The sequence below is a fragment of the Corallococcus sp. M7 genome (genome assembly GCF_054512695.1).
This window is the reverse complement of sequence record NZ_CM137252.1, coordinates 3,519,283-3,542,348: the sequence shown is the minus strand read 5'-3', so window position 1 is coordinate 3,542,348 and position 23,066 is coordinate 3,519,283. Positions and strand designations below refer to the sequence as shown.

Annotated in this window: 17 protein-coding genes; 12 read left to right on the top strand and 5 right to left on the bottom strand. The window is 68.2% G+C overall.

Annotated features, from left to right (window positions below; all coding sequences use genetic code 11):
* Nucleotides 1-29 precede the first annotated feature (29 nt).
* Nucleotides 30-2,552 (top strand): imm11 family protein, encoded by a 2,523-nt coding sequence (locus ACX114_RS14395; RefSeq protein ID WP_459298518.1) that lies wholly within the window; start codon nt 30-32, stop codon nt 2,550-2,552.
* A gap of 32 nt (nt 2,553-2,584) precedes the next feature.
* Here ACX114_RS14395 and ACX114_RS14390 read toward each other — a convergent pair whose 3' ends face one another.
* Nucleotides 2,585-3,742, bottom strand: coding sequence for a hypothetical protein (locus tag ACX114_RS14390; protein ID WP_459298516.1), 1,158 nt, complete (start codon nt 3,740-3,742; stop codon nt 2,585-2,587).
* Nucleotides 3,743-4,131: 389 nt separating this feature from the next.
* Here ACX114_RS14390 and ACX114_RS14385 point away from each other — a divergent pair, with 389 nt between their 5' ends.
* On the top strand, nt 4,132-4,593 hold the full coding sequence (locus tag ACX114_RS14385; RefSeq protein ID WP_459298514.1) for a GNAT family N-acetyltransferase: 462 nt from the start codon (nt 4,132-4,134) through the stop codon (nt 4,591-4,593).
* A 12-nt stretch (nt 4,594-4,605) separates the two neighbouring features.
* On the opposite strand, the gene ACX114_RS14380 is transcribed toward ACX114_RS14385, so the two are convergent.
* Nucleotides 4,606-5,073, bottom strand: coding sequence for a hypothetical protein (locus tag ACX114_RS14380; RefSeq protein ID WP_459298512.1), 468 nt, complete (start codon nt 5,071-5,073; stop codon nt 4,606-4,608).
* Nucleotides 5,074-5,483: 410 nt separating this feature from the next.
* Between ACX114_RS14380 and ACX114_RS14375 the strand changes: the two genes are divergently transcribed.
* From ACX114_RS14375 to ACX114_RS14345, 7 genes are all read left to right on the top strand, one after another.
* Nucleotides 5,484-6,788 (top strand): LVIVD repeat-containing protein, encoded by a 1,305-nt coding sequence (locus ACX114_RS14375; RefSeq protein WP_459298510.1) that lies wholly within the window; start codon nt 5,484-5,486, stop codon nt 6,786-6,788.
* Between the two features lie 158 nt (nt 6,789-6,946).
* Complete coding sequence (locus tag ACX114_RS14370) at nt 6,947-7,567, top strand: hypothetical protein (protein WP_459298508.1); 621 nt, start codon at nt 6,947-6,949, stop codon at nt 7,565-7,567.
* Between the two features lie 53 nt (nt 7,568-7,620).
* Nucleotides 7,621-9,261, top strand: coding sequence for a hypothetical protein (locus tag ACX114_RS14365; protein WP_459298506.1), 1,641 nt, complete (start codon nt 7,621-7,623; stop codon nt 9,259-9,261).
* Nucleotides 9,262-9,263: 2 nt separating this feature from the next.
* On the top strand, nt 9,264-10,316 hold the full coding sequence (locus ACX114_RS14360; protein WP_459298504.1) for an alpha/beta fold hydrolase: 1,053 nt from the start codon (nt 9,264-9,266) through the stop codon (nt 10,314-10,316).
* A 49-nt stretch (nt 10,317-10,365) separates the two neighbouring features.
* Entirely contained in the window at nt 10,366-12,249 is a 1,884-nt protein-coding gene (locus ACX114_RS14355) for an extracellular catalytic domain type 1 short-chain-length polyhydroxyalkanoate depolymerase (RefSeq protein WP_459298502.1), read from the top strand.
* Nucleotides 12,250-12,453: 204 nt separating this feature from the next.
* Nucleotides 12,454-12,984, top strand: a complete 531-nt coding sequence (locus ACX114_RS14350) for a hypothetical protein (RefSeq protein ID WP_459298500.1) — start codon at nt 12,454-12,456, stop codon at nt 12,982-12,984.
* 163 nt (nt 12,985-13,147) lie between these two features.
* The gene (locus ACX114_RS14345) at nt 13,148-13,789 is read left to right on the top strand and encodes a glutathione S-transferase family protein (RefSeq protein WP_459298498.1); all 642 of its coding nucleotides are present in this window, start codon (nt 13,148-13,150) and stop codon (nt 13,787-13,789) included.
* A gap of 69 nt (nt 13,790-13,858) precedes the next feature.
* On the opposite strand, the gene ACX114_RS14340 is transcribed toward ACX114_RS14345, so the two are convergent.
* Complete coding sequence (locus ACX114_RS14340) at nt 13,859-15,736, bottom strand: tetratricopeptide repeat protein (protein WP_459298496.1); 1,878 nt, start codon at nt 15,734-15,736, stop codon at nt 13,859-13,861.
* A gap of 218 nt (nt 15,737-15,954) precedes the next feature.
* On the opposite strand from ACX114_RS14340, the gene ACX114_RS14335 reads away from it, so the two are divergent.
* Complete coding sequence (locus ACX114_RS14335; protein WP_459298494.1) at nt 15,955-16,953, top strand: hypothetical protein; 999 nt, start codon at nt 15,955-15,957, stop codon at nt 16,951-16,953.
* A 106-nt stretch (nt 16,954-17,059) separates the two neighbouring features.
* On the opposite strand, the gene ACX114_RS14330 is transcribed toward ACX114_RS14335, so the two are convergent.
* Nucleotides 17,060-17,233: a hypothetical protein gene (locus tag ACX114_RS14330; protein WP_459298492.1), complete on the bottom strand. Its 174-nt coding sequence runs from the start codon at nt 17,231-17,233 to the stop codon at nt 17,060-17,062.
* 417 nt (nt 17,234-17,650) lie between these two features.
* Complete coding sequence (locus ACX114_RS14325; protein ID WP_459298490.1) at nt 17,651-18,088, bottom strand: hypothetical protein; 438 nt, start codon at nt 18,086-18,088, stop codon at nt 17,651-17,653.
* A gap of 180 nt (nt 18,089-18,268) precedes the next feature.
* Here ACX114_RS14325 and hrpA point away from each other — a divergent pair, with 180 nt between their 5' ends.
* The gene (gene hrpA / locus ACX114_RS14320; RefSeq protein ID WP_459298488.1) at nt 18,269-21,979 is read left to right on the top strand and encodes an ATP-dependent RNA helicase HrpA; all 3,711 of its coding nucleotides are present in this window, start codon (nt 18,269-18,271) and stop codon (nt 21,977-21,979) included.
* Between the two features lie 659 nt (nt 21,980-22,638).
* Nucleotides 22,639-22,989, top strand: a complete 351-nt coding sequence (locus tag ACX114_RS14315) for a BP74-related protein (protein WP_459298486.1) — start codon at nt 22,639-22,641, stop codon at nt 22,987-22,989.
* Nucleotides 22,990-23,066 lie beyond the last annotated feature (77 nt).

The following is a 23,066-nucleotide window of genomic DNA, read 5'->3' as shown; positions in this document are numbered from 1 at the left end:
CGTCGGACGTCTCTGAAAGGATGCGATTCATGACGGCAAGGCATCTGCGGCTCGTGGTGGAGGAGGTTCCTGGCGCCTGGCAACTGAGCAGCGCGCTCACGCTGGAGGGTGAGCGCCTGGACACCGATGCGTTCCTCGGGGTCGGCGTCTTCAAGAGCTCGGGTGCTCGGTTCCAGGTCCGGGCGCCGGGAGTTGCGCCGGCGTTCTTCCCCCTTTGGAGGGGAAACGCGCTGGTGGACGCGCGCGTGGCCCGGGTGCTGCGCGAGCTGGCGCCGGCGGACGTGCAGCTCGTCCCCGCGGAGATTGAAGGCCAGGCCGGGACCTGGTTCCTGCTGAACGTGCTGCGGACCGTGTCGTGTCTGGACCTGGAGCACTGCGAGGAGGTCCAATCGCGGCCGGACTGGTTCGGGTCGCGCGACGGCAACCCCACGGGCGAGGAGCACTGGCTCCTGCTGGGGGCGCGGCTGGACGCGGCGCGGGCGGGTGACGCGCGGGTGTTCCGCCTGGAGGGCAAACGCCAATGGATCATCGTCCGGGGCGAGGTCCAAGAGGCCCTGGCCCGCGAGGGGTTCACGGGCGTCCGCTTCGAGGACGTCTCCGACGTGCGCACCCTGGACGCTCGGACGCGCGAGCAGGCAGCGCGGTCCCGGGAGGCGTGGCGGCGCTCGGACGCGGAGCGCGAGGCGTTCCTGCGAGGGCTGGGCACGAACCTGGAGCCGGTCCCCGGGATGGGCGAGGCGGATCCCCAATGGCCGCGCGGACGCCACCGGATCCTCCGCCTCCAGCGACCCGGCGGCCGCACGCTGTTCGTGACGGACGGGCTGTCCTCGCCGCAGCCCGGCACCGAGAGCGGCGGCCTGGGGATGGAGCTGGCGCTGGAGACCGACGAACCGCCATTGGAGGACGAGTACGAAGCCACCTGGCCAGCCCGGGCCCTGGAGGGCGCGGCGGAGGTGCTGCTGGAGGATGCACAGCGACGGGAGACCCTGGAGAAGCGGCCCGTCAGCGTCACGCTGGGCCCGGGCTCCTTCCCCGAGTCCCTGCGAGACATCTACATGGGACAGGGTCTGGTGGTGGGCGTGAAGGCGGAGGACCTGCCGGAGCGCATGCCCCTGCCTTCGGGCGAGGTCCGGCTGGTGATGGTCCAGGCCCTGCTGGGGCCGGAGCATGACTGGCTCCAGGCGGAGAAGCGGGGCCCGTACCTGCTGGAGCACCTGCGGCAGGCGGGCCATGGCCACCTCAGCCGCACCCGGCGCGCCCCGGTGCTGAGTCCTCCCCCCGACGTCCTCCAGGAGATTCCTCCGGAGCCGCCGCCTCCTCCCAAGCCCTGCTTCTACACGCTCACCGAGGACCTGAGGGCGGGCCATTACCGGCTGCCGGCCCTGCCGAGCATTGCGGCGGGGACAGCCCTGGACCTGAAGCCCTTCCTGGAGGAGGCACCGGTGACGTTGGCGGAGATGCCACGGCTGGCGTGGCGCAGGCCCGGTGCGGCCCGCGACTACCTGCTGGTGGATGAGGCGGTGCCGCTCGTCTCCGCGCGGGTGGCGGCGGTGCTGCGCGAGCATGCCCCGGAGGACGTGGCGCTGTTCCCCGTGACGGTGGAGGGGGAAACGGAGCCTGTCTTCCTCGTCCATGTGAAGCGCGTCGTGCACTGCATCAACGACGAGCTTTCCACCCGCGTGCTGCGCTGGTCGCCGGACAACGGCGGAACCCCGGAGCGGATGGGCACCTATGCGTGGATCAGCGGCCTGCGCGTCGACCCCGGGCAGGCGGGAGGGGCGCGGGTGTTCCGGCCGTGGGGCTGGCCCCGCGCGCTCATCGTCACCGAGCCGGTGATGCGGGCCCTGTCCAGCGTGGGCGGGACGGGGATGCACTTCGAGTGGGCGGAGGGCGAGAGCCTGACGGCCGATCCGCACGAAGCCGAGCGGTTCGCCACGCTGTTCTCCACGACGCAGGACGCGCGCGAGGCCTTCGTTCGCGGGCTGGGGGAAGCGGGCGAGATGGACGACACGCTCTCGCACAGTCCGTACTGGCCCAACATGCGGCAGCTGATGCGCTTGCGGCGGCCCGGGGGGCGCACGCTGCTGGTCACCCTGGGGCTGACGACCACCTACTACCACGAGACCGTGCGCTCCACGGGGCTGGGGGTGGAGCTGGCCCTGGAGGTGGAGGCGCCGCTGGTGGAGGACGAGGGGTTCCACGAGCTGAAGTCCTGGCCCGAGCGGCTGGTGATGGGCGTGGCGGACGCGGTGGCCATCTGCGGACTGCACCAGGACGTGGACGCGTTCATGGCGCAGGAGCCCCAGCTCCCCCCGGAGGTGTGCACGCCGGAGGGCGAGGTGGGCGTGCTGGTGGGCCGGCCCACGCCCACGCTGCCGGCGAACTTCACCCTGCCCGCGGGCGAGGCGCGCCTGGGGACGGTGACCGTGCTGATGCCTCCGGAGCTGGCCTGGCTCCGGGCGGAGAAGGGCACCGCCGCGGAGCTGAGCGCCCGGCTGGCCGCGGCCGGGGTGGACACCGTCTATCGTGGGCCACGGCCGAGCGTCGTCTGACGGCCAGGGGGCGGGGCCTGACACCGCCGCCGTCAGAGATTGCTTTCGTCGGTGTCTGGATCCAGGCGCACGAGGTACGGCGGAACCGTCCATTTCAGGGCCTGGTCCAGATTGCCCTCCTTCGTCTTTCCGAAGAGCAGGGTGCGGGAGAGTGACATTCCGCTGAGGAAGCCGTCGTACTTGTCGATGGCCTTCCGGAACTCTTCGATGGTGTCCTGGAGATGGGGGGTGTTCGGGCGCGATGCGATCAACGCGTTCAACATGCCCGCGGCGTACATCGCCTTGTCCACCAGCGTGCGCAGGGCCTCCATGTACTCGTCGTACTCCTCTTGAGTGAGCATGGGCTGCTGGCGGACCCGCTTGAGGTAGCGGAGCCTCGGAATCATCGGGTCGGACTGGTCGCGCAGCAGGCTGCCCATGAGCGGGACATGTCCCGCCGGGTCGTTGTGGAAATACTGCTGCGTGAGGTCGATGTCGCCCAGCGCGATGTCGACATCCATGTGGATGCCCCCGACGAAGTTGAGATACAGCAGCCGCGCCAGGTCCGAGAAGTATTTGACGTCATCCCAATTGCCAGACAGCGCGGAGCTTCCCGCCCTGGCTGAGAGCTTTGACAACCACCCGCCGTTGTCGAGCTTCTCGATGGGGAGCACCCGATAGCCCGCCTGCTCCAGGCGGCGACGCTGGTTGGCGCGCAGGGGGCGCTTGTCCACGGGCATCGGAGGCCGCTTGGAGAAGAGGAAGACGCCCTTGGTCTTGTCGATCTCCCCTTCGAGGTGGCTGTCCAGCACCCGCTCGACCTCGGCGGAGAACCAGAGGTAGCACTTCCATCCCGCCTGCTTCGCCCGGGCGCCATCGGAGATCAGCGCATCGACCACCGCCGGGCGCATGGGGCCGCCGGTCCAGAAGCGATGGATGTTCTTCGGGATCGCGTGCGTCACCCCCATGGGCGAGCCGAGAATGCCCGAGATGAGCAGGGCCTCCTGGACCTGATCGGGATTCCGGTGCATCCGCGCGACCGGCGACACCGTGGGCATGGCCAGGATGCCGCGACGGGGGGCCTGGACACCCGGCGAAGGCGTGCTGCTGACGGACGGGCGGGACCTCCGGATGTCGAACAGGGGGATGGGCGTCTCCCCCACGTCCGGCCCCTGGGGCCCATGCTCCGCGCAGACACCGAGCACGCACAAGCGGCACGAGTCACGAACCCACTGGCCGATCAGGGCCCCACTTCGATGCGCCGGATCATGGCAGATCCCCAGATCACAGAAAGTACACATGGCCTCCCAGGTTACACCCATGGGAGGCCGCCTACGAACCCCGGGATGGAGCGCGGCTCAGCAATGCTTCCTGATGAGGGCCCTACAGGCCTTGAGTAAAGCACAACAAGCAGTGACGCCCTTCGTCGGACTCCGGTCGTCCTGCTGAGCAAATCCAGACGTCACCCCACCGCCATCACGGGGCCCACGCGCTCCGCCGGCTCAGAAGATGATGGAGAACGCCCAGTTGTTGATGAGTTCGTCGGTTGCAACGATGGCGTTGGCCAGCGGCGACACGGCCGCTAAGGTGACCGGACACCATGGTCCCCTCTCCTCTCGACTGGCAGTGGAAGCGCTTCAACGAGCTCACGCTCGAGGAGCTGTACCGGCTGCTCGCGCTGCGCTCCGAAGTCTTCGTGGTGGAGCAGAAGAGCATCTATGTCGATGCGGACGGCCTGGACGCTGCGTGCTTCCACCTGCTCGGGAGGCTCCCGGGCACGGGGCAGTTGGGTGCCTACCTGCGCGCACTGCCACCCGGCCTCAAGTTCCCTGAGGCGAGCCTCGGCCGCGTCGTCACCGCGCCGGCGCTGCGCGGGCAGCGGCAGGGCCGCGACCTGGTCGAGCGCGGCCTGCGATTCCTTTCCGAGCGCTTTCCTGGCGCGCCCGTGCGCATCGGGGCGCAGGCCTACCTGCAGCGCTTCTACGAGGGCTTCGGCTTCGTGGCCGTGAGCGACATCTACGACGAGGACGGCATCCCGCACCTCGACATGCGCAGGGACTGACGCGGGGGCGGATCAGAACCCGAGGTACTCGAGCTCGTCATCCGTGAGCTGGTGCAGCGGTTGCCTGCTCCTGACCGCGCCGGTCCGAGGCTCGTGGTAGAGCTCCGTGTCGGGAAGGTTGCGCAGGACCAGCTCCACCTTGCGAATCTGCCCCCGCTCCGAGTCGATCATCTCGCTCTCACTGATGAGGTTGGCGATGACGCCCGCGGGCACGATGGAAGCGGGTGATGCGCCGTTCTGGGACTGGTAGGACACGAAGTTGGAGTCCCTGTTCTGGTACTGGATGACCAGGGCCGCCAGCCGCTCGGCATCAATCTGGTACTCCTCGCGAATGCGCTTCAGGCGCCCTTCGCGCTCCTCGACTCTCGCAACGAGTTCCCGGGCCTTCTTCTGAAGGGCTTCACGTAGCTCCGGAGTCGTCTTGGTGTTGTAGTGGACGGCTTCGAACAACTCGGCGGTTCTGTCGATGCGATGCCCCATGGCGCGGCTCCTCGTTGTTTACAAGGCGCCGCCACCGTCGTGCGGCAGCGAGAGGACCTGACAACCCCACGGTGCGTCCGTGCGCGAGAAGGTTTCGAGGAGCGCGCATAAATCCCCAGCGCCCCCGGGCCCCCTTCCCTTCTTGCGTCTGGCCATCTACATCAGGGCTCAGCTTGAATGGAATGCACCCCAGTCGCACTCTGGAGGTGCACCGCGCGATGGGCCACCCCTCAGGGTGGATGGCGGCTCCGGGCCGTCGCCACTCAACGCCCCAATGGTTGCCTGGGACAAGTGCTTTCCGGGGGCCCTGGCAAAGCGAGCCGTGCGCGGACCTGGCCCTGTTCGACCGGTCCATGTGTCCATCCGGGGCGCTCGACGGCCTGGAGACTTCGGGCGCGTACGAGGTGCGCATGCGGTCCACCATCAGTCCTCTTCAGCTCAACTTCACGCTGCGGCTGTCTTCGGATGGCGGGCTGGGCCAGAGCGATGGCAATCCGCTGCTCTTCCAGGACGTAGGGAACGGGGAGTTCTTCTTCGGAACGCAGGTCCGGAGCTCGCTTCCCACCCCCTCCTTCCGCAACCGCATCTTCGCCGGCTGCACGCGGCCGGAGCCGGACCGCGTCAACGGTTGCTACGCGTGGTGCAATCCCGAGGGACGGGTAACGTCCAAGGGCAGCTTCACGGCGCTGCGCCCCGGATGGGGACGGGGCGAAGGGGAGTCCTCGGGCCTGAAGCTCGTCTCCGAGTCCGCCGTCCCACTGGCCTTCCCGGTGGACATCTACGTCACGAAGGGCCACGCGTACGTGGTGGCCATTGGCGACAACACCGGGGACGGAGGCCTCGCTGTCTACGACGTGAAGGATCCCGCCCACCCGGTGCTCAAGAAGCGAATCCAGTTGGAGGGGGATACCTACTGGAATGGCGCCTGGGCGAAGGACGACGCGCTCTACATCGCCAGCGCCGACTCCGGCGTCATCGTCTACGACATCACGAACCCGGCGGATCCGCAGTACGTGCGCGCGCTGCCCGGCGGCGCCCTCAACGTGCACACCGTGCACGTGCGCGGAGATCGGCTCTACGGCATGGCGCCATCGTCCTCCAGCCAGACGCTCATGTTCGACGTGAGCTCGGCGCTTTCGCCGCGGCTGCTGGAGCGCATCTCGATTCCGGACGAGAGCTTCGGGGGCGTGCACGACGCCTTCGCGTACGGCGACAACCTCTACGTCAACCACACCACCGAGGGTTACATCGCCTTCGACGTGAGTGACCCGACGCGCGTGCGGGAGCTGGGGCGCTACGCCTATGGCGACGCGTTCAGCCACGCGAACGCGGTGGGCACCTTCGCGGGACGCACCATCGCGTTCGAGGGCGGCGAGCAGGTGAATGCGCACCTGCGCGTGCTGGACGTCACCGACCCCGCGAACATGCGGCTCATCGGCCGGTACGCGCTGCGTCCCGAGTTCTCCATCCACAACATGGTGCTGGTGGGCACGAAGCTCTACATCGCGTACTACCAGGAGGGCGTGCGCGTGCTGGACGTGTCCGTGCCGCCCCGGCCGCGCGAGGTGGCGTACTTCAACACGTACCGGGACACCCCGCCGACCCGGACGGGCTCCGAGTTCTTCTCGAACGCCATTGGTATCCGCGTGCCCGGGGACGGGTTCATCTACGTGGTGGACACGAACCGGGGCCTGCTCATCCTCCAGGAGGAGTGAGCAGTCCCCGGCCCGGGTCCCGGGCCGGGCGCCCGAGGCGTCCTGACGCATCAAGCCATCGTCTGTCTTTTGACAAGGCTGTCAGGCGGGTGCTACCCGTAGCTGAAACATGAATCGGGCTTCATCTCCCCCGTGCGCCCGAACCAGGAGTCACCCGCATGAAGAAGACGCTTCCGTCCGCGATGCTGCTGTGCGCGTTGGGCCTCACGGGTTGTGGGGAGGAAGAGACGCAGGATCCCGTGGACAACGCGCCCAAGCTGGACAGCCAGTCGAACATCCTGGCCTTCCTGGAGGGCAAGACGCTGGTGATGGAGGGGGACAACATCCCCAGCCACCCGCTGTCGCTGGACGAGGACATCGACTGGGGTTCGGCCAGCCAGTGCTTCCAGAAGGTCTCCATTGGCGTGGGCGGCAACAACTTCCACGTCTCCAGCATCCCCGGCACCATCCGCAACTCCCCCGGTGTCGGCAAGCCCGGTGGCACGTGTGATCACGCCGCCGCGCAGAACGCGCTGGTGTTCGACTCCAAGGCGGTCACGCTCTCCAACATCACCGCGGGCGGCAGCTGCTTCGAGATCCTGGTGGACTACGGCAGCTTCAAGCAGGAAGGCCGCGTGAGCATCTCCTCGGACCTGAAGAAGATCTCCATGGAGCTCTACTTCGAGGCGAAGGCCACGGGTTGGCGCTGCGCCGACGGCGCGGTGGGGGCCAAGACGGTCAGCGTCTCCGGTGTGGCCTTCACCGGCAACGCGGTGCAGGTCTACGACATCAGCGGCTAGTCGCACGGCGGGCGCGAACCGCCCTCTCTGCGGTCCATCAGGGTGAGGTGTCTATGTCGGGAGGGTGGTTGAGCGCGGCGCGCCTGGGCGCGGTGGCGCTCGTGCTGGGACTGGCGCTGCCGGCGGCGGGGCAAGGCACCACGGTGCCGGGCCTCTATTACGGCGACTGGTTGGATGAGAAGGACCGCGAGGAGGACGCGAAGCCTCGCGAGTTCGTCCTCATCAACTACTTCTTCACCCGCCTGTCGGTGACCAACAGCGTGGGCGACCCCGCGGGCCTCAAGGGCGTGTCGCTGGGGCCCATCGGCTCGCTGTCCGGCAGCTCCGTCCGCGTGGAGCCGGGGCGTTCGGCGTTCTACGTGGAGCAGCGCTGGATCCCCGTGCTGGAGTACAGCCCGTCCTTCGCGGACGGGCTGGCGTCCTTCCGCGCCCAGTTCGAGGTGGACTACCTCTGGGGCCGCGCCGCCAATGCCTCGCAGCAGAACGAGGGCGGCGGCTTCAACGCGGACCAGGTCAACATCCAGACGAAGAACGTCAACGTCGCGGTCTATCCCACGCGCAACCCGGCCCGGCTCACGCTGCTCATCGGCACGCAGCCGGTCTACGACTCCATCTTCGACCCGACGCGCTCGCCGCTCAACGACATCGTCCGCACGGGTTACAAGCTGGCGTTCATTGGCAGCGACGCCACGGGCCTGTCGCTCTACAGCAACTACAAGGGGCTCTCCAAACTGAGCCTCCTGCCCCTGGGCAGCGCCCAGGCGGACAAGGCGACGCGGGATGACCCGCGCCTGAAGTTCATCTACCTGCTCACCGCGGACTACGCCTACCCCGTGCAGCCCGGGACGAACATCGGCCTGTCCGCCTGGTACCTGCGCGATGACACGAAGGGGGACGCGTACGCCTTCGAAGGCATCGTGAAGAGCGGGCCTTCGTCCACGGGCCTCAGCCCGTTCGTCGGTACCCCGCGCTTCAACATCGAGCGGCCCACGGGCAACGTCTTCTGGCTGGGCGCGAACTTCCACCACAACATCGACTTCCGCGCGGGGCGCCTCGCCGCCTCCGGCTTCGTCATGTACAACGGTGGCAGCTACACGAGCGACCGCGCGGACACCTCGTTCAACAAGAAGGTGGACATCTCCGGCCTGTCCGCGAACCTGGAGGTGCTCTACCAGTGGGGCCGCGGTCCGGCGGACCTGGTCACGCTGGAGGGCATGTTCTCCACCGGCGACAGCAACCTGGAGGACGGCCGCTACACGGGCGCCTTCACGCTCAACCAGTACGGCCTGCCCGGCTCGGTGTGGTTCAACCACAAGATGCTGCTGCTGTTCCCCTTCACCAGCACCGTGAACAACTACACGGGCGCGGTGACGGACATCTCCAACCAGGGCTACGGCCTGCGCACCGGCATCGCGAGCGCGGCGTGGGACGTCATCCCCAACACGCTCAACCTCAAGCTGGCCACGGGTCTGGCCAACTCGGGGGCGAGCCCGCCGCGCTGGGACCCGGCCGTGCGGCGCGGGCGCTTCATTGGCGCCGAGGTGAACGCGGAGGTGCGCTACACCATCCGCTACCTCATGACGGTAGGCCTGCACGCCGGCTACCTGTTCCGTGGCGCCTTCTATGACGGCTCCACGACGGTGAAGAACAACCCCTTCGCCGCCTTCACCACCTTCACCTGGTACGCGTTCTGACCATGAGCCCCTTCCGCGCCCTCAAGGCCCTGCTGCTCGTGGCGGGGCTGGGTTCCTCCACCGGCTGCGTGCGCTCGTACGCCAGCGCGCCACCGCTGGCGTTCCAGGACCTGGACTACGCGTCGCCGGGCTCGAAGGAGCCCTGGCCGCTGAAGCGGGTGGCCCTGCCCGAGACGGCGGCCACCTACGGCATGGCGCGCGTGCCCCAGATGGCCTACGTGGAGCTGCCCGCCGCGCCCGGCGCGCGCACCGTGGTGCTCATCCACGGCCTGGGCAGCTACCTGAAGTTCTGGAGCGCGCAGCTCGACGTGCTCCAGCGCGCGGGCTACCACGTCATCGCGGTGGACCTGCCCGGGTATGGCAAGTCCGACAAGCCCGGCTCCTTTCCGTACACCATGGAGGCCATGGCGGACGCGGTGCGTGAGCTGACGCGGAGCCTGGGCGTCGAGCACCCCATCCTGGTGGGCCACTCCATGGGAGGGCAGACGGCGCTGTCGTACGCCATCCGCTACCCGGACGAGCCCTCGGGGCTGGTGCTGGTGTCGCCCGCGGGCTTCGAGAAGTTCTCCCAGAAGGAGAAGGACTGGTTCGCGCGGGTGATGAGCACGGAGTTCATCAAGTCCGCACCCGAGTACGGCATCCGGGGCAGCGTGCGGCAGGCCAACTTCCAGCACTGGCGGCCGGAGCTGGAGTGGCTCATCGAGGAGCGCGTGCGGCTGGCGAAGTCGCCCGAGTTCGACGCGTATGCCTATGCCAACGTGCGCTCGGTGCGGGGGCTCGCCAACGACGACTTCGTGCGCGACAACCTCCACCGCATCACCGCCCCCAGCATCATCCTCTTCGGGGAAGCGGACCGCCTGATTCCCAACCCGTTCCTGCACGGTGGCTTCCCGCGGGACATCTTCGAATACGGCCACGCGCGCATCCCGGGCTCGAAGCTGGTGGGACTGGAGGGGTGTGGCCACACGGTGCAGCTCGACTGCCCGGTGCCGTTCAACGCGGCGCTGGAGGCGTTCCTCAAGAGCCTGCCGGCGGCCTCAGCACCCGAACCCTAGACGGACTCGGCCGCCCACCCTCCTCCCCCGTGGCGGCCAGGGAGGCACCATGCACGGTCGAGGCATTCGTCGTCTTGGGTGGTTCACGCACGTCCCCTGGTTTCGCGTCGCGGCGTTGGCTGTCGCGGCGAGCGCGGGCTGCGGCCCGCTGGGAGCCGAAGCGCCGGACACCGGCGTCCCCCAGGTCGAGCAGGTGGAGCAGGGGCTGACGCAGGTGACGGGCTTCGGGTCCAATCCTGGCAACCTCCAGATGTTCCGGCAGGTGCCCTCGGGCATGCCGGCCAATGCGCCGCTGGTGGTGGTGTTGCACGGGTGCACGCAGAACGCCGCGGGCATTGAGCCCGCTGGGTGGACCGCGGCGTCGAACGTCTACAAGTTCTACGTCGTCTACGCGCAGCAGCCGAGCAGCAACAACCCCTCCAGCTGCTTCAACTGGTTCGAGCCGGGGGACATCGCGCGCGGCTCGGGTGAGGTCCTGTCCATCAAGCAGATGGTGGACGCCATGAAGGCCGCCTATTCCATCGACCCGGCGCGGGTGTTCGTCACGGGGTTCTCCGCGGGAGGCTTCATGGTTCCCGCCATGCTGGCCACCTACCCGGACGTCTTCGCGGCGGGCGCCATCAACTCGGGCGGTCCGTACCGGTGCGCCAACTCCATGACCGAGGGCTTCAACTGCATGAGCCCTGGCGTCAGCAAGACGCCCGCGGCGTGGGCGGACCTCGTGCGCAACGCCTACCCGGGCTACACGGGTCCCCGGCCGCGCGTCTCCATCTGGCATGGCACGAGTGACTACACGGTGAGGCCCGCCAACCTCACCGAGTCCATGAAGCAGTGGACCCAGGTGCACGGCATCGACCAGACGCCGGACACGACGGACACCGTGGGGGGCTTCCCGCACAAGGTGTACCGGGACAGCGCGGGCACGGCGCTGGTGGAGACCTATGAAATCACCGGCATGGGGCACGCCGTCCCGGTGGATCCGCAGTACAGCTTCCCCGGGAGCAGCACCGCCTGTGGCGCGACGGGCGCGTACCAGTCCGACGTGAACCTGTGTGGCGTGTATCACCAGGCGCTCTTCTTCGGGCTCACGGAAGCCAGCACTCCGCCGGATGACACCACCGCGCCCATGGTGAACGTGACGGCGCCCGCCTCCGGCGCCACGGCGAGTGGCACCGTGACGGTGACCGCGAGCGCGTCCGACAACGTCGGCGTCACGCGGGTGGACTTCTACGTGGATGGGAACCTCGTGGGCACGGACAGCACGGCGCCCCATGCGTTCAACTGGGACACCACGACGGTCGCCAACGGCTCGCATGTACTGGGGGCCCGGGCGTTCGATGCGGCGGGGAACTCCACGCTGGACGCGGACACGTCCGTCACGGTGAGCAACAGCGGGACGACGCCGACGATGGTCAGCTTCACCAGCATCACGGCGGAGGATGGCTACGTGAAGGCGAACGCGGACGGGAGCGCGGCGGAGCTCGGGACGCTCACGGGCCTGGCGCTCGGACGGGGGGTGGACGGCAAGCACAACCGCGCCCTGCTGTCGTTCGACACGTCCAGCCTGCCGGACACCGCCAGCATCACCCAGGCGTTCCTGACCCTCTCCTACGCGTCCGGCTCCGGAGACCCCTGGGCCAGCCCCGCGGGCAACACGCTCGTCATCGACGTGGCCACGGGCAGCTTCAACGCGGCCGCGACGGAGACGGGCGACTGGGCCGCCCCCGCGACCGCGAGCGCCGTCGCGGGCGTCGCGAAGTTCACCACGGGCACGGTCCGCTCCACGGACTTCGCAGGGGCGGGGACAGCCGCCGTCAACAAGCTGGGCCGGACGCAGCTGCGCCTGCGCTTCGCCCAGAATCCCGCGGCGACGGCCTACCTCTTCGTGAAGGACGGTGCGAACGCCACGCTCACCGTCGTCTACACGCCGTAGTCCACGCTGTGCCGCCCCGGGGGCACATCCGGGGCGGCCCCTTGAACCGACGCAAGGCTTCCCCCGGGCGCGCGCCCTTCTTGATTATTCGTAAAATTCGGAATAACTTGAAAACGCCTGCCCTGGCGTATGAGCAGGCATTGGGCTGGGGAGGCACATCGCGCCCCAGGTGAACCTGTCGTCACATGAAGGGGGACTGAATCAATGAAGCGATTTTTCGAGGGGGCGTCTTCAGCAGTCATGGCCTTGGCCGCGGTCACGATGCTCGCCGGTTGCGGCGCCGCGCCAGAAGAAGAGGGAGCGGAGCTCGACGTGGAGGTGGCGAAGTCGTCGCTCTCCTTCACGGGGCTGCCAATCTACGACGCGGGGACGAGCTGTACCGTCGGTGGCAGCACCATGCACTGCTGCCCTACCGGCTACGCAATGATTGGCGCGCACCTCGGCAATAACGTTTTCAAGTGCGCAAAGCTTTCCTCCACGAGCGGCTCCCGCTTCCTGGATGTGGGCACCAGTCGCAACGGGATGCATGCCTGTCCCTACGGCAGCGTCATGGTCGGCCTGAGCGTCGGCAATAACCACCTGGCCTGCCAGTATCCCGGAACGAGCGTCGTCTTCGAGACTGTCGATGGCAGCCCCGGAACGATCGACGGCTATCCCATGCACGTGTGCCTGGCCGGCGGATACGCGATGAGCGGCATCAACGCCGGCAGCAACCTGTTCACCTGCGGCCGGTAGCACCGGGCACCGCGAGGACCGCTCGACGCGGAGCGGTCCTCGGCGGGATGAGAAGGAGCTCTTCTCCATCCTGAAGCCGTGCCCCTGACGATACCTGACAGACCCTTGTCACGCCGGGTGGATAGGTCCTCCCCCTCCACCCGTGCTGTCCCGGAGGTCCGTCTTGAAGCTCTACTTCCACCCCCTGTCCGGAAACTCGCGCCGCGTGCTGCTCGTGGCCGCCCACCTCGACATTCCCCTGGAGCGCATCGTGGTGGACCTCACCACGGGCAAGCAGCGCGAGTCGTCGTACCTCGGCATCAACCCCAACGGGCGCGTCCCCGTCCTGGACGACGGCGGCTTCGTGCTCTGGGAGTCGCGCGCCATCATGCTGTACCTCGCGGAGAAGACCCCGGGGCAGACCCTGCTCCCGACGGACGCGCAGGGCCGCGCCGACGTGAACCGCTGGCTGTTCTGGTGCTCGGCCCACATGGCCCCGGCGAACACCGTGCTCGTCCAGGAGAACTTCGTGAAGCAGCGCACCGGCCGCGGGCCGCCGGACCCCGCCGAGGTCGCGCGCGGCGAGGCCCTCATCGCGCAGGCCGCGCCCGTGCTGGATTCGCACCTGGCGGGCAGGACGTGGGTCACGCAGGAGCGCCTGACGCTCGCGGACCTCTCGCTCGCCGCGTCGTTCGCCCTCGCGGGCCCGGCGCGCCTGCCCATTGAAGGCTACGCGAACCTCCGGGCCTGGCTGGGGCGCGTGCAGGAGCTGGAGGCGTGGCAGCGCACCGCGCCCGCCATGCCGCCGCCGGCCGCCCGGAGCTGAGCTGCTGCTCGCGACGCTCCCCCGCGGCGCCTCTTCATCGAAGCGGCGCGCGGGTTGGCTCGCCGCGCCTCAGCGCAGCTCCTGGGCGAACTGCTCACGATAGCGCCCCTGGAGCGTCTTCAGCGCCTCCGCCATCCCCACGGCGCGGTACTGCTCCGCCAGGAGTTGCCATGCTTGCCTGTGCAAGGGCTCCAGCGCCACGACACGCTCCAGGTGGGTACGCGCCTCCTCGCGGGGACCCGACGTGGAGGCCAGCCATCCCAGGATGAAGTGCGCCTGCACCGCCTCCTCGTGCGCGGCCACGGCCTGCCGACACGCCGCTTTCGCGGGCCCCGCCCTGCCAGCGCGCATGTGGACTTCGCAGTCCAATACGTGCAGCACCGCCGCGCGCGGGAACTCCCGCTTCAGCCAGATGAGTCGTGCCTGCGCCTTCGTCGCCGGCCCCTTGTCGAGCAAATCCTCGACGTCCTTCGCCGCGCGGATGAACTCTCCCTCCCGCTCCACCGCGACACCGCTCACGGCGACATCCACTGGCAGCGCCTTCCAGCGTCGAGCCTGCCGAGCCCAGGTCCGCAGAGGCTCGGCCCGAGAGTCATTGCCCGCCTTCTGGGTGGCCTGCTCCGCCCACGTGACCGAGGAGGTCTCCTTGAAGAAGGCCGCGAGGTCTCCCCAGACCTCCGGCGGTGTTCCAGGGTTCGCGTCCATCCGTTGCCGCGCCCGCACGAGCTGGCCTTGCGCCTCCAGGTGCTGCCCCTGTTGGAGGGCCAGGGTCGCGAGGTGGAACAAGGGGGCGGGCTCGGAGGGGAACTTCTCGGCGACGGCCTCGCACTTCACCCGGGTCGCCGGCAGCTTGGGGGCGACACGCGTGTCCAGGTAGCAGGCCAGCCTTTGGACGAAGAAGTCCTCCGGGTAGCGTCGCGCGAGGGGCTCCAGCTGCTGGGCGGCGACCTCCACGCGGCCCTCCTTCTCCAGCGCGAGGATTTGTTCGAGCCGGCGCCGGTCCTCCGGAGGCAGGGGGGCCTGGGGCTGGTGAACGACCAGCGGCGCCTTGCCCTCGCGGACCTTCGCGAGCCATTCGACGACAGCCTCCTTCTCCGGTCCCTCCCAGTCCGGCGAGGACGTCGAGGCCAGCAGTGCCCCCAGCTCGGTCGCCCAGGCCCGCGCGGCGGCGTCATCGCGACGACCCGCCGATGCATGGCGAAGGCTGGTCTTGAGCAACGCCAGGGTCTGCGATGCGAAGGCCGCCTGATTCGGTGCGTAGCTCGGGTACATCATCCAGTGCGAGCTGCGCACGTGGAATGCCCCCAGCGTGTGCGCCCACTCGTGGAGGAAGATGGACGTCTCCTTATGCATCTTCCGCTCCTGGTAGAGCGCCTGCCGCTCGTCCTGGGGCAGGTGGACCAGCGCCTCCATGATGGCGCGGACCTCCTCCGGGTTTCCCATCTCGCGCAGCACGCAGTGACGCCCGAATAGCCGGGCCATGCCCAGCTCATGCTGCGCGGAGGAGAAGAGCTTGAGCGCGGAGACGAAGCCGACCACCAGGTCCACGTCCTCGCCCGGATCCGTCAACTCCAGCGCGGTCAGTGAACCCTCCAACCCGCCCTCGACACCTCGATGCGCCCACTCGCGCGTCGACTCCAGCTCAAAGACCACGCCCAGCGGCCCCTGCATCACCGCGCTCGCACGCTGCAACTGGGACACGACGCTGCTTCGCCAGCGCACCACCTGCTCCCGATAGTCCGAGTCCGCATAGACCCGGACCCGGATCTTCCGGACGGGACCCACCGAGGGCTGCGACGAGGACTCCAACTTCGCTGGCGCGAGGGTTCGCGCCTGTTCCCGTGCGTAGTCCACGGGTCGCTTCACACACGACACGCCAAGGACACAGCCCCACACCGCCAGCAGGGCGCCACGCGCCGCCAATCCCAAGACACGACCTGTGCTCATGGGTCCTTCCCATACGCGAAATGCGCCAGGAGCGCACCTGACTCCAGGCGCGAGCGCACATCGTTGCATTCCCACCCCTCCGGTTCTTCCTTCCTCTGGCGTGTCGTTGAATCCTTCCGCACCCCGCGATGCTCCGGTCCACGGGAGGATGCGCTGCCCGCCATCCCCTCTGTCTGCGTGTCTGCCTTTCCTCCAAGGGCACGTGAAAGTTGGCCACCATGTTCAAGAAGCAGCTCAGCAGCATCCTCGTGACAACAACGAAGCGGTTCTTTTCGACGACCATCGAGCGTGGCCTCCAGGAGGCGATTCAAACGGTCGAGCCGGTCGTCGTGCTTCAAACCGGCGGTTCGGGCCATAACTCGCTCACTCCGTATTTCGAACTCGGCTCCACCGATGGCGAGATGACCTATCCGTCGCTGCCGTCTCCCCTGATCATCCCGAAGTCAAAAAAGGAATATGGCATTGCCTCGATCGAGCACGAGGCTGCGATACAACACAAGAAAGGGGTGGTGCAGAAGATCCTACAGGCCCGCGGCCCCTCTTCTCCCTCCAACGCGAGAATCATCGTTTTTCCAGAGGGCGGGTACACCGGGACGTCCCGCTACATGCCCAGCTACGCGGACCTCGTGATGGCCTACAACGCCCTCAAGGAGGAGGCGGAGAACGAAGACCTCGTTCGGACCCTGATCATGTTGGGCTCACACCAGTACATCATCCCGGAGAGCAACATCATGATCAACGCCTCGCTGGGATACGATGGAATCGCCAGGAAGCCCTTCATCCTGTTCAAGAAGTCCCACGACACGACCATGGATGCGATTCCCTCGTCGGTGATCACCTCGGACGTGGGAGGGCCCAAGAACCTGCATGGCTTCGACATGGCCATCTGTGCCGACGTCGGGTCCCTGGACCTCGAAAAAAAGCTCCTTGCGAGGATTGTGTCCAGCTATGGAACTCCGAAATCCCTGGACAACGCCAGCGGTCTCAAGATCGTCGCTGACGGAGCCTACGAGGAGAAGGCCGGGGTCTTCGAGGGCACCCTGGCCCCCAAGGATACCGCCTGGACCTGGGTGGCGGAGTTCTGCGGCTTCCAGCCCAAGAAGAAGATGCTCCATGTGAATCAGGAGATCAAACCCACCACGAACCTCCTCGTGGACAGTGACGGCTACAAGTCGAAGGTCCTGCTCTATCGCCCCGTTGTCGCGAAGAAGCTGTAACCGATTGAGCATGTCGTCCGTGCGGATGCGCAGGAGGGTTCTGGAGTGCCGCGCTGAACCGCGAGACCCGGACACGACACCGGGCCTCGCGGGTGCTCCAGACCGCTCAGCTCTCGGCGGACGAAGCCTGCTCCACTTCCGGATGGGCAGCGTCGCAGACCTGCGCGGTGTCCTCGGACCGCTGGGCCTGCTCCGAGGAGACGGCGGTCTCCTGCGAAGGCTGCGCGGACGTCGAGCAATACCCGCCCCACTCCTCACAGGTGGTGGGGATGGTCCTCACGAAACAAGATCCGGTGCAGTCATACATGTAGCAAATGTCATAGCACTGCGGCGGATAGGCAAACGCGGCGGCAGGGGCCAAAGCGAGGATGGCGGCGACAGCGTTCAGGGACTTCCTCAGCGCGTTCATCTGCACTCCTGGGGTGTGGGGGTACGTGCCTGCGCGAAGCCAGGCACGCCCGGCAGCAGACGCTGGCCCCTGGCCCAACGACAGACGCCCCACGCCATCAATGCCATCGACTGAACACTCACGGGTCGGCTCCCGCCTCCTCCCGGCCGCAGGTGGCTCATTTCCCTTATCGAGGTCGAAGCTCGCACCCGGATGCTGCGTGGACCGAATGGGTGCCATTTGAAGTGCTCGGGACGCGCTGCCGCCGAGCCGCGAGGACTTTGGCGATCGCTTGTCCCTCCCCGGGGCCTATTCGCTGGGCCCGACGAGCGTGAACGGATCAGGGATGACGACACGGATCGCCGCGGCGAGCTCGGGCTCGAGCCGCGACCGCTTGGTGTCCTCGGTCACCCGCAGAGCGGCGCTCAGCCGCTGGTAGAGAGCAATGAAGTAGAACGGAGACCGACCATTGAAGTTCATGCCGGGGAGGCGGCGACTCATCGTGTGTGCCTCGTCCCGCATGGGCTCGAAGAACGACATCTCGGTCGCCAGCTTGATGCACAGCTCCACTTCGCGTCGGGGATGAACCGCGGCGAGCAGGAACAGCATCGCTACCGGATCGTCGCTCGCCAGCCAGGCGTCCGTGACCGTCACGCGATCGCAGCCGAGGTCCTGCGGCGTTGACCACTCGTGGGCGCGGCCGGACACCTCGGCCATCAGGTCGGTGAGCGTGCGCGGTTTCGTCACGCGACGATGATACGGCCTGGCGCGGGTTCAGTGCATCCCTCCGCTGTACGTCGCTCCCACGGTTTGCATCCAGGTGCGTATGGGCCTGCATGGGGAATCCCCCCAGGAACGCCCGCCGAGCAGGGTCCCACACGATTCGTCAGGGGCGCAGCGCGCGCTTCAGTGCTAGTCCATACCGCCATGTCCGGCGAATCACCCGTCCCCTCCCCCGGCGGCCTGCCCACCCTGCGCTTCCCCCCCGAGCTCCCCATCTCGAGCCGGGTGGAGGACATCACCGCGGCCATCTCCGCCCATCAGGTGGTCATCGTCGCGGGGGCCACCGGCTCGGGGAAGACGACGCAGCTGCCGAAGATCCTGCTCGCCATGGGGCGCGGCCGCCCGCGCCAGATTGGCGTCACCCAGCCCCGGCGTATCGCCGCGACGAGCGTGGCGGCGCGCGTGGCTCGCGAGATTGGCACGGAGCTGGGCACGGACGTCGGCTACCAGATCCGCTTCGAAGACCGCTCGTCCCGGCAGACGGCCGTGAAGTTCATGACCGACGGCGTCCTGCTCGCGCAGATCCACAGCGACCCGCTCCTGAAGCGCTACGACACCATCGTGCTCGACGAGGCCCACGAGCGCAGCCTCACCATCGATTTCCTGCTCGGGTGGCTCAAGCGCATCCTCCCCAGACGCCCCGACCTCAAGGTGGTGGTGAGCTCGGCCACCATCGAGACCGAGCGCTTCTCGCAGTTCTTCGGCGGGGCTCCGGTCATCCAGGTGGAGGGCCGGACCTTTCCGGTGGACGTGCTCTACGAGCCGCCCGCCGAGGACTCCGAGCTTGCCGACGCCGTCGCCGATTCGGTGGCGAACGTGCTCTCGCTCGACCCGGACGGGGACGTCCTCGTATTCCTCCCAGGCGAGCGGGAGATCCGCGAGGCCGAGAACGCCCTCAACGCGCGCGAGCTTCGCGGCACGGTGGTGCAGCCCCTGTACGCGCGCCTGTCGGCCTCCGAGCAGTCGCGTGTCTTCGCCACCATCCCCCAGCGCCGCGTCATCCTCGCCACCAACGTCGCGGAGACGTCGGTCACCATCCCAGGCATCGTGTACGTCGTGGACACGGGGGTGGCGCGCCTGTCGCGCTACGAACCCCGCTCGGGCACCACGCGCCTGCACATCGAGCCGGTCTCCCAGGCCAGCGCCGACCAGCGCAAGGGCCGCTGCGGACGCGTGCGCGAGGGCATCTGCGTGCGCCTCTACGACGAGGTGAGCTTCACCACGCGGCCCGCCTTCACCGATCCGGAGATCAAGCGCACCGGGCTCGCGGGGGTCATCCTGCGGATGAAGTCCCTCGGCCTCGGTGACGTCGAGGACTTCCCCTTCCTCGACCCGCCCCAGCCGAGGGCCATCGCCGAGGGCTGGCGGGTGCTCGAGGAGCTCGGAGCCATCGAGGGCAAGGAGCGCACCCTGACGCCGCTCGGGCACCAGCTCGCGCGCTTCCCGGTAGACCCACGCATCGCTCGGATGATCCTCGCCGGCGCCGAGTACGGGTGCCTGGAGGAGGTGCTCATCGTCGCCGCGGCGCTCAACCTGCAGGACCCGCGCGAGCGGCCCCGGGAGCTCGCGCAGAAGGCGGACGAGTCGCACCGGCGCTTCCGCGACGAGCACTCGGACTTCGCGGGGCTGCTCAAGCTGTGGGCGTTCGTGCGCGAGGCCGAGGAACGCGGAACGTCCCATCTGCGGCGCGTGTGCCGGGACAACTTCCTGTCCTTCCTGCGGGTGCGCGAGTGGCGGGACGTCCAGCGCCAGCTCGAGGAGACCGTCCGCGAGCTGCGCCTGCCTCGCAAGGGCCGGGGCGCCCCGGCGCGCGGAGACATGCTGCACCAGGCGCTGCTCACCGGGCTGCTGTCCCGCATCGGCCAGTGGAACCCGGAGCAGCGCCACTACACGGGCGCGAAGCAGACGCGCTTCATGGTCCACCCCTCGTCGGCGCTCGCGAAGAAGCCCCCTGCATGGGTGATGGCGTTCGAGCTCGTGGAGACGACCCAGCTGTTCGCGCGCACCGTGGCGAAGCTCGACCCGGAGTGGCTCGCGTTGGCGGCCCCCCACCTGCTCAAGCGCAGCCACTCCGAACCGCACTGGTCGGAGAAGTCCGCGCGCGCCATCGTGAAGGAGAGCGCGACCCTCTTCGGTCTTCAGGTCTTCAAGGAGCGCCCCGTGGCCCTGGCCAGCATGGACCCCGCCCGGGCACGGCTGATGTTCCTCGAGCATGCCCTGGTGCGCGGCGAGTACCGCACCCGGGGGGCGTTCCAGGAGAAGAACCAACAGGTGCTCGATCGCGTGGCGCGCCTGCGGGACAAGGCCCGGCGCAGCGAGCTGCTCGACAGCGAGGCGCTGCTGACGTTCTTCGACCAGCGCGTCCCGGCGGACGTGACGGACGGAGCGGGCTTCGAGGTCTGGCGCCGCAAGGCCGAGGCGGCCGACCCCGACGTGCTCGTCCTCTCGATGGAGGATGCCCTCTCGCACGACCCGGGCCTGTCCTCGAAGCACTACCCGGACACCATTCCCCTGCACGGCGCGTCCGTCCCGGTGACGTACACCTTCGACCCCTCGGCCGAGGACGACGGCATCACCGTGAGCGTGCCGCTGCTGCTGCTCGCCCAGGTGGTCCCGGGTGAGCTCGACTGGACCATCCCCGGGTGGCAGCGGGAGAAGCTCACCGCCCTGCTCGAGCAGCTCCCCCGCGCCCAGCGCAAGCAGTTGGGGCCATTGCCGGAGCTGGTCGACCGTCTCGAGAAGGAACTGGTGCCCTTCCGAGGGCCGATGATTCCAGCGCTCGCGCGAGCGGTGTCCCGGCTGTCCGGCGTGGACGTGCCCGAGGAGTCCTTCCGGGTGGATGCCGTGGTGCCATACCTGCGCATCACGCTTCGGGTGCTCGACGAGCGGGGAAAGGAGCTCGCGAAGAGCCGCGATGCCGACGCGCTGCTTGAGCAGCACGGAGGACATGCACGGGCGGCGCTGCGCAGCGCGGCACCGACTTCGGACTGGGAGCGCAAGGGGCTGACGGCCTGGACCTTCGGAGAGCTGCCCCCCGTGGTCACCCGGCGGGTCGGCGGGCTCGAGGTCCGCACCTATCCCGCGCTCGTCGACCGGGGCGCGACCGTGGACCTGACGCTGCTCGAGACCGCCGCCGCCGCCGAAGCGGCCACGCGCACAGGGGTCCGCCGGCTCCTGATGCTCGCCGCGCGCGGACACGTGGCCGTCAGCGCCGCGCGCATGCCGCCGCCCTTCCCGTCCCTGGACGGCGCGCCACCCGCGCGGGGCAAGGCCGACGCCTTCCGGGCGCTCGTCCTCGCACGCGGCGTCGACGATGCGTTCAAGCTCGCACCGGGTGCGCCGCTGCCCCGCACGAAGGCGGCCTTCGAGGCGCTGGTCCATGAGGGCTCACCGCGCATCGAGCAGACAGCCAAGGACTGGGCGAACGCCGTCGTTGTCACCTCGGCGGAGCTCGCTACGACGCTCGCGGCACTCAAGGCGGCCTCCAAGGGGCAGAGCGGCGCGGCGGCCGTGCGGGACATCCGCTCGCAGCTCGGGCACCTGTTCCCCGCGAACCTCATCGAGTGGATTCCCCTCGGGCGACTGCTGCACTACCCACGCTACCTCCGCGCGGCCCAGGCACGGCTGTCGCGTGCGGTGGCGAACCCCAGCAAGGACGCAGGGAAGGCCGCGCCCTTCCTCCCCCTGTGGGAGACCTTCCTGGCCAAGAGCGCCACCGCGCGTGACCAGGAGGCGGCGCAGGAGCTGCGGTGGGCCTTCGAGGAGCTCCGCGTGGCCATCTTCGCTCCGGAGGTGACGACGCCCGTGTCGGTGACGGTGGCGAAGGTCAGCGCGGCCCTCGCGGCGCTGCGCTAGGAGCGAGTGGCCAGGACGGAGGCCGGAAGCCGCTGAGCCCCAGCGGTTTCCGGCCCTGGTGTCTTCAGGTTCGCGCGCCCCTCAATCCAGGCATTCGAACTCGTCGTCACCGTCCATTCATCAAAGACGGGACCACACCCGGCGGTGGCCCAGGCGGAGGTCGGCTTGGAAGAAACCAGGACCTCCCGAATGACCGTCGTGCCAGGCCAGAACTTCTGGCAATACCCCACGCCACCGATGTTGCAGCCGGAAGAGCAGTCCGCATCAGGAGTCCAGCTCCCGTTCGATGACGTGTGGCTGTACATCAACAGCACAGGCAGCCAGCACGGTCACGAAGAGTAACGGGGAGAGGTTTCGCAACATGGTCGGTTTCCCTTGCAGTGGCGGCGACACGCGCTAGGCCGTCCGTCCGTGGCCATCCTGACACATACCCGCAAAAGATGACCATCCAGGAATTCCATTGAAGGCAAACCTTCAAGACCTGGCAGTGTTGCCCCCGCCCTGGGCGAGAGACGCGCCGAATCAGCAAACAGGAGCACCCAAAACCCACCAAGGGTCCTCCTCGACCATCCCAGTCAACACTCGTTACGCACTGGCAACCGGCTTGTCCTGACATCCACGCTCGGCTACCAACGCAATCCCACTCACAGGAGATTGCAATGGCCACCCCAACCCGCTTCGCTTTCACCCAGCCGAGTTCGCCAGGTGCCGAGTTCATCATCGAGCTGACGGATGAGAACACGATTGCCCATGCACGGAAGATTCTCTCGGGCGAAGAGCGGTCGAGAATCCACGTCCATGGCCGCATCGTCAAAAGGACCCAGCCCTACAATCCGAGGTTCTCTTTCCATCTCGACCCGGCGACCATCCAGTTCTTCGAGGTTGCCATTGAGGTCTGCGACGCGAACATGACCTACGTGGAAGACCATTTGGATGAGGCGGGTGGCGCGTTCCTGCCGGGCGGCCACTGGTGCCCGTGGGACTCCAGACTGGCGCGTGAGCTGACTTGAGCTAGGATTGGAGCCGTGAACTGCATTGAGTACGCAGTTCACGGCGGTCTTCGTCTTGACCCGCGCGTCGAAGTGAT